The 11,782-nt window shown below is 34.5% G+C and carries 12 protein-coding genes; 7 read left to right on the top strand and 5 right to left on the bottom strand.

The window, feature by feature from the left end; genetic code table 11:
- Nucleotides 1-29 precede the first annotated feature (29 nt).
- The 6 genes from abc-f (at nt 30) to AC1Q7L_RS21450 (ending at nt 8,251) form a co-directional block, all read left to right on the top strand.
- Nucleotides 30-1,952: a ribosomal protection-like ABC-F family protein gene (gene abc-f, locus AC1Q7L_RS21475; RefSeq protein ID WP_123980364.1), complete on the top strand. Its 1,923-nt coding sequence runs from the start codon at nt 30-32 to the stop codon at nt 1,950-1,952.
- 254 nt (nt 1,953-2,206) lie between these two features.
- The gene (locus AC1Q7L_RS21470) at nt 2,207-2,563 is read left to right on the top strand and encodes a hypothetical protein (RefSeq protein ID WP_492307855.1); all 357 of its coding nucleotides are present in this window, start codon (nt 2,207-2,209) and stop codon (nt 2,561-2,563) included.
- Between the two features lie 239 nt (nt 2,564-2,802).
- Complete coding sequence (locus tag AC1Q7L_RS21465; RefSeq protein WP_492307856.1) at nt 2,803-5,187, top strand: TonB-dependent receptor; 2,385 nt, start codon at nt 2,803-2,805, stop codon at nt 5,185-5,187.
- Between the two features lie 217 nt (nt 5,188-5,404).
- Nucleotides 5,405-5,974: a hypothetical protein gene (locus tag AC1Q7L_RS21460; protein WP_492307857.1), complete on the top strand. Its 570-nt coding sequence runs from the start codon at nt 5,405-5,407 to the stop codon at nt 5,972-5,974.
- A 137-nt stretch (nt 5,975-6,111) separates the two neighbouring features.
- Nucleotides 6,112-7,446 carry a trigger factor gene (locus AC1Q7L_RS21455; RefSeq protein ID WP_492307858.1) on the top strand — a complete coding sequence of 445 codons (1,335 nt, stop codon included), beginning with the start codon at nt 6,112-6,114 and terminating at the stop codon, nt 7,444-7,446.
- A 118-nt stretch (nt 7,447-7,564) separates the two neighbouring features.
- Entirely contained in the window at nt 7,565-8,251 is a 687-nt protein-coding gene (locus AC1Q7L_RS21450; protein ID WP_492307859.1) for a hypothetical protein, read from the top strand.
- Between the two features lie 60 nt (nt 8,252-8,311).
- On the opposite strand, the gene AC1Q7L_RS21445 is transcribed toward AC1Q7L_RS21450, so the two are convergent.
- A complete protein-coding gene (locus AC1Q7L_RS21445) occupies nt 8,312-8,896 on the bottom strand; it encodes a DUF3109 family protein (RefSeq protein WP_410692187.1) in 585 nt (194 codons plus the stop codon).
- A gap of 8 nt (nt 8,897-8,904) precedes the next feature.
- Nucleotides 8,905-9,810: a DUF6427 family protein gene (locus tag AC1Q7L_RS21440; RefSeq protein WP_410692189.1), complete on the bottom strand. Its 906-nt coding sequence runs from the start codon at nt 9,808-9,810 to the stop codon at nt 8,905-8,907.
- Between the two features lie 42 nt (nt 9,811-9,852).
- On the opposite strand from AC1Q7L_RS21440, the gene AC1Q7L_RS21435 reads away from it, so the two are divergent.
- Nucleotides 9,853-10,086: a DUF6341 family protein gene (locus tag AC1Q7L_RS21435; protein ID WP_072407826.1), complete on the top strand. Its 234-nt coding sequence runs from the start codon at nt 9,853-9,855 to the stop codon at nt 10,084-10,086.
- A gap of 74 nt (nt 10,087-10,160) precedes the next feature.
- Here AC1Q7L_RS21435 and AC1Q7L_RS21430 read toward each other — a convergent pair whose 3' ends face one another.
- From AC1Q7L_RS21430 to AC1Q7L_RS21420, 3 genes are all read right to left on the bottom strand, one after another.
- Nucleotides 10,161-10,604: a universal stress protein gene (locus AC1Q7L_RS21430; RefSeq protein WP_072407829.1), complete on the bottom strand. Its 444-nt coding sequence runs from the start codon at nt 10,602-10,604 to the stop codon at nt 10,161-10,163.
- A 59-nt stretch (nt 10,605-10,663) separates the two neighbouring features.
- Entirely contained in the window at nt 10,664-11,269 is a 606-nt protein-coding gene (locus AC1Q7L_RS21425) for a fumarylacetoacetate hydrolase family protein (RefSeq protein ID WP_492307860.1), read from the bottom strand.
- Nucleotides 11,270-11,383: 114 nt separating this feature from the next.
- Nucleotides 11,384-11,782 carry a putative signal transducing protein gene (locus AC1Q7L_RS21420; RefSeq protein WP_492307861.1) on the bottom strand — a complete coding sequence of 133 codons (399 nt, stop codon included), beginning with the start codon at nt 11,780-11,782 and terminating at the stop codon, nt 11,384-11,386.

Genomic DNA, 11,782 nt, shown 5'->3' with positions numbered 1-11,782 from the left:
TCAGTATTAATTCTTAATTACATCATTACATGCTTTCGGTTCAAGGTCTAGGATTACATCATTCGGGAAACTATCTGTTTCAAAACGTTAATTTCACCATTAAAAAGGATGATAAAATTGGTTTGGTTGGTAAAAATGGAGCGGGAAAATCCACTTTATTGAAAATGCTTTCCGGAGAAATTACTTTCTACGAAGGTAGCGTAGTGCCGGATGGTAACATTACGATTGGTTTCCTGAAACAGGATCTTGATTTTGTGAAAGGCAGAACCGTTTGGGATGAAACATTGCAGGCTTTTGAGCAAATCAACGCTTGGAAAAATGAACTTGAAGAAGTTAATCATCAAATGACCATCAGAACTGATTACGAAAGTGATGGTTACACGGATCTGATTAACAAAATGACGGAGCTTAATGATATCTTAATGCATCACGATGCCTATAACCTGGAAGGTGATGTAGAAAAGGTATTGTTTGGATTAGGTTTTAAGGCTGATGATTTTCAAAAAATAACGGATGAATTTTCCGGAGGTTGGAGAATGAGAATTGAATTGGCAAAACTGCTTCTTCAAAAGAATGATGTGATGCTTCTGGATGAGCCTACCAACCACTTGGATATGGAATCCATTATCTGGCTTGAAAACTTCTTAAAAGATTATCCCGGAGCGATTGTTCTGGTAAGTCACGATAAGCAGTTTATGACGGCGGTTTGTAACAGAACTTTTGATGTTAATAACAAAAAAGTTGACGATTATAAAGCTGATTACACCAAATATCTTGAGCTTAGAAAAGACAGAAAAGAAAAACTGATTCAGGCTAAAAAGAATCAGGATGCAGAAATTAAACATACAGAAGAATTGATCAATAAATTCCGTGCAAGTGCTTCTAAAGCATCTTTTGCGCAGTCTTTGATCAAGAAACTGGAAAAAGTAGAACGTATTGAAGTAGAAAACGATGACGTTTCAAAATTCAATATTCGTTTCGTACAGTCTGTTGTTCCCGGAAAAGTAAACTTTGAAGCTGAAAAATTAGGAAAAGCTTACGGAAAGAAGCAAATTTTTGATGATGTAGACTTTATCGTACAGCGTGGAGACAGAATTGCCCTTTTAGGTCAGAACGGACAGGGAAAAACAACGTTGGCGAAAATTCTTTCTGGTGAAATTACAGATTACACAGGAACATGGAATTTAGGTCACAATGTAAATATCGGATATTTTGCCCAAAATCAGGAAGAAGTTTTAACGCCAAATAAAACAGTTTTAGAAGAAGCAGAAGATGCTGCAACGGAAGAAACAAGACCAAGAGTAAGAGATTTATTAGGATCTTTCTTGTTCCAGGGTGAAGCGGTAACGAAAAAAACAAAAGTACTTTCCGGGGGAGAAAGAAACCGTCTGGCGCTTTGTAAATTGTTGTTACGTCCTTTCAACACGTTGATTATGGATGAGCCTACCAATCACTTGGATATTCAGTCTAAGGAGATTATTAAACTGGCTTTACAGAAATTTGAAGGAACATTGATCGTAATTTCTCACGACAGAGAATTTTTACAGGGACTTTGTGACAAGATTTACGAATTCCGTGATGGTAAAATGAAGGAGTTCCTAGGCGACATCAACGAATATCTGGAATTCAGACAAAAAGAAAGTATCAGGGAAATCTCTGCCGAAAAAGCAAAGCTTCACGCCGATGATGTGAAAGTTGAGGTAAAAGAAGTTCCAAAACCGAAAGTGGAGGAAAAATCTCAGATCGTAAGCAAAGAACAAAAAAATATTCAGAATAAATTAAAGAAAGTAGAAGAAAAAATTTCTGAACTTGAAACCAAAGTAGAAGAAATGGAAGCTACCTTCACCAAGGAAAACCCTTCTGAGGAAACTTTAGAAAAATATAATAAAACTAAGGAAGAATTGGATGCAGCTCTACAGGAATGGGAGTATTTGGGTTCTCAGTTGGATTAATTTTTATTTGAATTAATAAATATTAAGATCCTTCGACTCCGTTCAGGATGACATTTCTAATACTAACTGTTTTTATTAGAGATCAATTTGTTGCGATGTCATCTTGAGCGGAGTCGAAGGATCTAAAAACAATAATTTTATCATTGCCTTTTGTAACAAAACCGCAATCATAACGACATATTCTAGACAGCTTCACAAAGCATATTAATAAAACTTTAATCTAAGTTTTAAATTATTATTCATATTTTTGAAAGATGATTTTTAAAGAAAGCAGAAATCTGAAGAGTTTTATCTCCAAGCTATTGTTTGGGATCTACTTCATTGCGCTGTTTTCTCAAAATTTTCACAACCACAGTTCCGAAGAAGTTTTTAAAAATTTTAGTTTTAAAAAAACGGAACATAAGATCTCAAACAATGCAGTGAAAGAAAAAGCCGGCGACTGTTTGGCTTGTCATTTCTTAGCTACCGGACATACTTTGGTTCCTGATGAGTTTAACGTTACTTTCGAGCATTATACGCACGAAGTAGAATTGATTCTTGCTGTTCAGGAAAAAATCTGGTCTCAGACTAAATTCACTTTTCAACTTCGGGGTCCGCCCACAATTTCATAGTTATAGATTTACTTATCGGATTTGACTTAAATTTTTAAGGCTTATGTCATTTCTTAATGGAAAAATTGAACCATTAAGTCATCATTAAGTTTATTAAGAATAATAAGATTGAATGTATTTCTACACTTGTAGTTACATTAATACACTGTACATTTTACAGGGTACAAATTCGCTAAGCAATTATTTTTCACGATTTTAAAAATGTACTTTTTTAAGAGTACGAAATCTATCTATTTACAATGAAATTGATATATAGTTTAATGTTGATCCTTTGTGGATTTGCATTTTCAAACGCACAAAAAACCTATACTGTAGAGGGTGTTGTTCAGGATTTTCACGATAAAACCTTGCTGGAAAATGCGGTGGTGAAAATTGGTGATTTTACAGCCAAAACAGATAAAAAAGGAAAATTTTCTTTTGAAAAGATTCCTGCAGGGAAATATATGCTCATTGCTAAACATCCTGATTGTAATGATTATACTGAAAATATAGCAGTTGCTCAGGATATGCATGTAGCAATAACCCTGGAACATCATGTTCAGGATATTGAAACCGTGACCATACACGGAAATCACAAAAAAAATGGTTCCCTAATTATAAAAACCCTTGATAAAACTGATATAGAAAGAAATTCTACAGAAAATCTCGGGAATTTATTATCTAAAATCTCGGGAGTTACCGCATTGAAAACCGGAAATAATATCTCAAAACCTATTATTCACGGGCTTTACGGAAGTAGAATCGCTATTTTAAATAATGGCGTAAAACTGGCCGAGCAGGAATGGGGAGTAGAGCACGCACCGAATGTTGATATTAATAATTTTCAACATATTGATGTCATCAAAGGTGCTTCTGCATTGAAATACGGAAGTGATGCCATTGGCGGGGTAGTAGTAATGGAACCTGAAATTTTTCCTAAAAAAGATACCATCAAAGGTTCTGTCGGTCTTACCGGAATTTCAAACGGACGAGGTTTAGGATTAGATGTTGATGTTGCCAAGGTTTGGAAAAACGGATGGGCTGTAAAGTCTGGTGGAAGCATCAAAAAACTGGGTGACCAAAGCGCTCCCGACTATAATCTGAAAAATACGGGAATGGATTTCTCTTCCTTTAATTTTACGGTTCAGAATAACTCTTATGAAAAAGGAATTTCATTTGATTATTATTTAACCAATCAAAATATTGGGATTCTGAGAGATTCACACGTTGCTACTTCGGGTGATTATGACAGAGCAATGAATGCCAATCCGCCTATTTATTCGGGGAAATTCAGTTATGATATTGATAATCCGAGACAGGTTATTGAGCATCATATTGCAAAAGTTTCGGCTTTCAAAAGATTTGAAAATATCGGAAAACTTTCAGCGACTTATAGTTATCAGTATAATCACAGACAGGAATATGACATCAGAAGAGGAGAATTAAACGACACGCCTTCTCTGGATCTGGAATTGATGACGCATCAGTTTAACCTTAATGATTTATTGGAAAGGGAAAAATGGTCTTTGGAAACAGGTATTGATGCTAGTTTTCAAAATAATTATTCGGATCCTGCGACCAAAGCAAGACGTTTAATCCCTAATTATGATAAATATGCTGCAGGATTTTATTCTGTTTTTAAATATAAAATTTCTTCTGATTTTAATTTTGAAGCAGGAGCTAGATACGATTTCACGCGATATGATGTTACCAAATGGTACGACAAAAGTGATTGGGAGAATTTATATGCAGACAGTTTTCCTCAATTTTATGTGAAAACAGATCAGAACAGAGTTTTGACGCGTCCTCAGCTTAATTATAACAATGTTTCTTTCAATGCAGGTTTGGAATATCGTCCAAGCTCTAATTTTGATCTGAAATTTAATTATGCAAAAGTAGGCAGATCTCCAAACGTTGCAGAATTATTCTCCGACGGATTGCATCATTCTGCGGGAATCATTGAAACCGGAGATATGGCCTTGAAAAACGAACAGGGACATCAGTTTAACTTAACATTAGATTCAAAATTCAATGTTTTGAGAGGATTGAATATTTCTGTAAACCCTTATTTTTTCATTACTAAAAATTTCATTAATGAAGTTCCGGTTGGTATCAAAGGGACAATCAGAGGGGTATTTCCAGAATGGCAATATCAACAAATCGACGCCAAAATGTATGGTGTAGATTTAGATATTAACTGGAGGCTTACAGACGATCTTACCTATGTTGGAAAAGGAAGTTATGTTCACGGACAGGACGAAACCAACAACGAACCGTTGATCTTAATGATGCCGCCGAATTTTTCGAATGCTATACAATTCAAGAAAGAAAAATGGAATAACTTCTATTTTACAGTTGAAAATCAAACCTCTTTAAAACAAACGAGATTCCCGATCAGAAATGCTCCATTGGAAATTTATGTGGACGGACAATTGGTAGATAAAGAGATCGATTTCAGTACGCCACCAAACGGGTATTCACTTTGGAACATACAAACGGGGATCAATATCAGCAAAAATCTTTCTGCGGGACTTACCGTGAATAATCTTTTCGACACTTCGTACAGAGATTATCTGAATCGTCTGAGATTCTTCGCGGATGAGGCAGGAAGAAACTTTATTTTAAACTTTAGATATAAATTCTAGAGATTTCAAAACTGATTATCAATTTTTAATGATGACTGTAAAAGTTTCTAATCTTTTTAAACTTTGCTGAGTAGAACGCCTTTGCGATCTTAAAAATCAGCGAAATTATTGGTGAAAAACTTTGCGGACTTTGCGTTAAAGAAAACATCATTATTAAAAATAGATAGTCAAATCAATAATTATCAATCAAAATTTTACAATTTTAAAATTCTTAAAAATGAACAAACTATTCAATACTAAAAATATCATCAAATTATTAGCAATTTTATTCATTACGATCACTGTCGTTTCTTGTCAGAGAGACGGTTCGGCAGAAGAGGATGATCTTCCTCAGGAAGAACTTACCAATATCGTTTTGTTGGTTACCGAAGATGGAACTACAAATACATTGACGTACGATTACAGCATCGGAGCGGGAGGAATTCCTACAATTCCATTGAAAGATGGGAAATCTTATACGGTTGTAGCAAAATTCAGAAACGGAAATGAAGATGCAACTCAGGAAATTATTGATGCTAAAGATGAACATTTCCTGATCTTTGATTTTCCTAAATCTAATATCGCAGTTACCAGATTAGACGGGAACGATCTTAGAAATGACGGAAAAAGAGTAGGCCTGAGAACAAAATGGGATGTAGTGAAAACCGTAGACTCTCCATCACCATTGTTAAAATTAACCCTTATTCATGCTCCTGAAAGTGTAAATGATGCCAAATCGGGAACTGCCTGGGGAAGTGTTGTAGGTGGAGAAACAGATGCTGAGGCTACCTATAACCTTACCAACTAAATAATAATTTTCAAAATAAAACCACTGAAATTTTCAGTGGTTTTTTATTTATAAATATTTGATGGATAAGAATTTATCTTTAGTAGGGTATTTTGATAAAAAATTCATATTTTTGCAACCTAAAATTTTAATCAATAATGAAGGTTACCGCACAAAACCATGATGACGTAAGTGCATTACTTACTGTAACATTGGAAAAATCTGACTACAAAGAAAAAGTAGAGAAGCAGTTGATTAATTATGCTAAAAATGCGCAAGTTCCTGGATTCAGAAAAGGAAAAGTGCCTTTAAGTATGGTTAGAAAACAATATGAAGCAGGTATTGCATTCGAAGAGATCAATAAGCAAGTTTCTGATGCTTTAAACGGCTATGTTAATGATAACAAGTTAAGATTAGTTGGCCAGCCTGTTCCTCAGCCTGTAAATGATTTCAATCATAACGCAGAAAAATTGGAAGTTGCTTTTGAAGTAGGGTACGAGCCTGAATTCACAATAGATCTAGCTAAATATGAGGCTCCTCACTACAAAGTAGAAGCTTCTGAAAAAGAAATCAACAAGAGCATTGAAAACATGCAGAAGCGTTTCGCTGAGCAGGTTCCTCAAGATAAAATCACTAAAGATTCTTACATCGCTTTAGAAATTTCTCAGGTTGTTGAAGAAGGTGCTGAAGGTGAGCACCACCACCAACCAAAGAATGTTACAATTACAGCTGAAAACAAAGAAGCTTTCAAATTGGTAAAAGCTTTGAAAATGGACGGATCTGTAAAGGTTTCTAAAGAAACTCTTGCTGGTGACGAAGAATTAGCTAAAGAATTAGGATTCAGTAAAGAAGAAGTTGAGCACTTACACCACAACGAAATTGAGGTTAAAGTAAAAGATTTCTATTCTTTAAACTTGGCTGAGCTTAACCAAGAACTTTTCGATAAAGTTTACGGAGCAGAAACAGTTTCTTCTGAAGAAGAGCTTAAAGCTAAAGTGAAGTCTGAATTAGACGAATATTTCCAACAAAATGCTGATGTACACTTTGTAAACAAAGTATTGGAGCAAATTACAGAGAAAGAAGAAGTAAAACTTCCTGAAGCTTTCTTAGTAAAATGGTTGGTATTCTCTAACCAGAATATTCAGTCTGAAGAGCAGGCTAAACAAATCCTTGAAACTGAGAAAAAGCAATTAAGCTACCAGATCATCGAAGGTAAATTGATGTCTGATAACGAAATTCAGTTGGATTATGCTGATGTTTTAGCGCAAGCTGAGCAATTAGTAAGAAACCAATTGGCGATCTACGGAATTCACCACCTAGGAGATGAGGAAATCCAAAAATATGCTGTTGAAATGTTGAAAGACCAAGAGCAGGTAAGACAAATCTCTTCTGAAGTTGCAATGACTAAATTGAAAGATGTAATTCTTGAAAAAGCATCTAAAAAAGAAACTGCAATCTCTCACGACGAGTTTTTGGAAGAACTTAAGAAATAATTTATTTTCTATAAATATTTTAAAACCACCAAATTATTTTGGTGGTTTTGTTTTTTGGTTCGAATTACTTTATATCATTCAATATTCATATATTTACGCCTTATAAACTAACTTATATATGAAAAAGATCATCATCCCGTTTTTCTGTGCCGTGCTTTTTTCCACCTCAGTAGCTGCGCAAAAAACAACTGTTGCTCCCGCTAAAACGGAAGCCGTAAAATCAAAATTAACATCTAAAGAAGTTATTGATAATTATCTGAAAGCTTTGGGTGGAAAAGATAAATTAGAGGCTGTAAAAACTACAATTACAGACAATACTCTTTCTGTACAGGGAATGGAAATTTCTATGACCACAAAGAAGATGGGAAATAAGTTTAAATCTGTACAATCTGTAATGGGGCAGACAATGACTCAGCTTTTTGACGGTGAGAAAGGATATTTCGACCAAATGGGGCAAAAAAATGACATTCCTGCAGATAAAGTTGCTGAACTTAAAAAAAGCAAAACAATTGACGCGTTAGGATATGAAGCTTCTAAATTCCCAACGGTTACAATTGAGAAAATTGACGGTAAAGATTATAATGTTTTAGCTTCAGATAAAGGCAAGTATTATTTCGATGCTTCTACTTCTTTATTGCATAAATCAACTTCTGATGAAGGTTCAGCTACAATTAAGAGCTATATGACGGTAGATGGTGTTCAATTCCCGTCTGAGATCGAAGCAGAAGGAAAAGGTCAGAAAATCACGATCAAAACAACTAAGGTTGTAATCAATTCTGGAGTTACAGATGCAGATTTTAAATAGAAATATTTAATTTTTAACGATAAAAAAACCGCAAATCAATGATTCGCGGTTTTTATTTTTTTAGTTTCCGTATTCTTTTTTCCATTCGTCTGCGGCTTCGCTCAGAACTTCGTAGAATTCTTCTCCATACTTTCTTATTAATGGAGTTTTCAGGAATTTATAAACAGGAACCTGAAGCTCTTTTCCTAGTGTACATGCATCGCTGCAAACGTTCCACTCATGATAATTCAATGCGGTAAACGCAGAATATTCTGTAACACGAATAGGGTAGAGGTGACATGAAATTGGTTTCTGCCAATCTACAGCGCCATCTTCGTAGGCCTTTTCAATTCCACATTTCGTAATTCCTCTTATATCATACGTTACATAAGCGCACTCACGGTCTTCAACCATTGGCGTTACGTACATTCCATCAGCAGGATCGGTCGTCCATGTTCCCTGCTCTTCAAGAGCTTTAATTCCTTCCGGAGTAAGGTAGGGCTTTATTTTATCAAAAATTGAATCTAAAATTTCCAGCTCATCTTTATCTAACGGAGCTCCTACATCTCCTTCCACACAACATGCACCCTTACATTTGCTAAGGTTGCAAACAAATTCTTCGGAAAATATATCCTCGGAAATCAATTTTTCGTCTATCTGAATCATAATTTTTTTTAAAATAAATCAAAATAAGTTCCCGCTTTAAAGGTAACTAAACTAATAAGGAGAAGCCATAAGCTTACTTCCTGCATCCAATATTTAGGTAAAAACTTCAGCATCCTGCTCAAAATAATACTTGCAGGAAATGCCAGGAGTAATAAATATTCATAACTTTTATTCATATAAAGAATAATAGTAACCAGCTGAGCCAATGAAAACACAAGCAGAAAAGTGTATTTATACCTGCTTATCGGGCTCTTTTTATTATAATTTTGAAAATGGTCGTATACTGCATAGATCAGCATTAAAGCGATCGGGATTAAAGGAAAAAGTTCCGTATAATCTGTTATTATCTTCATCTTTCCAAACGGGAAATAATCGATATTCCAAGAAGTAAATCCAACAAAAAACATAATGGAAAAATAACTGAACGCGATTAATATAACTCCTAAAATAAACCTGAAGATATTTAAAACAATTCTCTGCGAAGTAGCGATCACGTGAATGATCACAAAAACCGCCATAGGCCACGTTGTCGGCAGAAAAATAAAGTTTAATGCAACGATGGAACCTACCAACACATAAGATTTTTTTCGCGTGTCTTCATCGGTACTTGTTAAAAGCAAAAGAAGGAACGAATTGGTAAGAAGCGCAACGGCAATTCCGATATCTAAATTACCGGGATAAAGTCCAAAAATAAAAAATGTATATAAGAATAAAGGCAAATGTGTCTGATAATTAAGCGCAATGCTATGAAAACAGAAATATGCCAAAGCAATTCCCAAAAAAGTTATTCCGGCGATAATAGCTTCATTTGTATTGAAATTCAGGATGTTAAATACGATTACGATTAAAAGAAGAAAACCAATATAAACAGGAATTGAAAAAATATTGCTTTCTTTTGAAAGTAATTTAAACATTTTTTATAAATTTGTACAAAGTTAATTTAAAAAAGGAAAATAATGACGTCTTTCTTTCTATTCTTAAGCAAAGTTTTCAAATGGTCTTTCGGCTTTTTTGACACTTTCGGAAATGTTTTAAACTGGATCTTATTTACTGTTTGCTGCGTACTGTTCACGTATTGGTGTTATGTATTAGTGGCAACACTAGGTGGTGATAAAGATAAAGACTACTATTCTCCAACTGAGGGTAAAAACCCTTATTATGATCCTACGATCTACAAAAAAGAAGGTTAATTAATTGGTTATATAGTAAAAAACCGATCAAAACATATGTGTTTGGTCGGTTTTTTTATGGGTAACGATTAAAATTAATGGGTTTCGTGGATCGGAAGCACCAAAACAGGAATATGAGAATCTTTCGTCAATCCTTTGGTTAAACTTCCTACAAAGACATCATAAATTCCGCTTCTTCCGTGAGAGCCCATTACGATGTAGTTTGCATTTTTTTCTTTAGAATACTCTAAAATAATATCTTTCGCGATCCCTTGTTTCAAAAGATGCTCGCAGTCGATATTTTGAGCAATAATTCTTTGCTCGATCTTATTCAGCTGAACCAACTCTTCTCTTATTTCATTAGCTTCAACTTCAGGAAAATACTGGAATCCCATATCTCCGATGGCAAAACCAATGTCTGAAGGTGCAACATGAATTAGAAAAATTTTACCGTTGAGTTCTTTTGCGAATTTTACAGCTCCATCTACAAGCTGATCTGTTTTATCCCCAAAATCTACGGGCAGTACAATATTTATCATAACCTTTAATTTTGTTATTTAAAGATAGGAAAATTATGCCAAACGTTATGTTAAATTACTTATAATATTCGGATGTCTAGGATTTTTTCATCTTCAAGATAAGCTTCCAGAATATCATTTTCATCAACTTTTCCAACCCCTTTTGGAGTACCTGTGAAAATAAGGTCACCAACTCGTAAAGTGAAATATTGAGAAGCAAATGCAATAATATCATCAAATGAAAAGATCATATCTTTTGTATTTCCGTCCTGAACCTTTTCTTTATTTTTTAATAATGAAAATTGTACACCTTCAAGATTATAATTCTCTTTTTTAAAGAAATTTCCAACCACTGTAGAACCGTCAAAACCTTTGGCAAGCTCCCACGGAAGACCTTTAGACTTTAATTCGCTTTGAAGATCTCTTGCTGTAAAATCAATTCCCAACCCGATTTCCTCATAATGTTTGTGAGCCGTTTCTTTCTGGATGTATTTTCCACCTTTTGAAATTTTCAAAACAACTTCCAATTCATAATGAACATCATTTGAAAATTCAGGAATATAGAAATCATTTCCTTTCAAAACAGCCGTATCAGGCTTCATAAAAATAACCGGTTTTTCAGGAATTTCGTTTCCTAATTCTTTTGCGTGTTCACCGTAATTTCTTCCTATGCAGATAATTTTCATACTATTTTATTCTTTTCAAAACCCTTTTGTCATTGCGAGGAACGAAGCAATCTCTTAATACTCTTAACCTCTTAATGAAATCTTAATGGTTTAAAATTTAATATATTTTTATTTCTAATGCGCAAACTCATTCTCGCAATAATAGCAAATGAATTTATGGCTCGTTAAAAGCGAAACTCCAAAAAAGCTCGTTGCACTGTCATCCCTGTAAATATGATTGGAACCACATTTCGGGCACACAAAATCAAACTTAGGATCTGCAATCGTATGTTCTACTTCCAGCGAAACCTTTTCATTTTCTTTATAGTCGTTCAGAATTTGATTGGCTTTTTCCAAGTCCTCTTCAAAAACCTGCAACTGAATTCCTCCAACAGCCTGCGAAAGCAACCAATCGGATTGAATAAGCTGTTCATTCGCAATGAAACTGTTGATGTCATTCTCGGCCAAGATTTGCTTATCTCTATTGGCTTCAAGAGCAGTTTCGTAAAATTTAAACTTAACTAATTCTGACAT

The sequence above is a fragment of the Chryseobacterium sp. GW823-FHT05E08 genome, from assembly GCF_058795655.1.
This window is presented reverse-complemented; position numbering and strand designations above follow the sequence as displayed.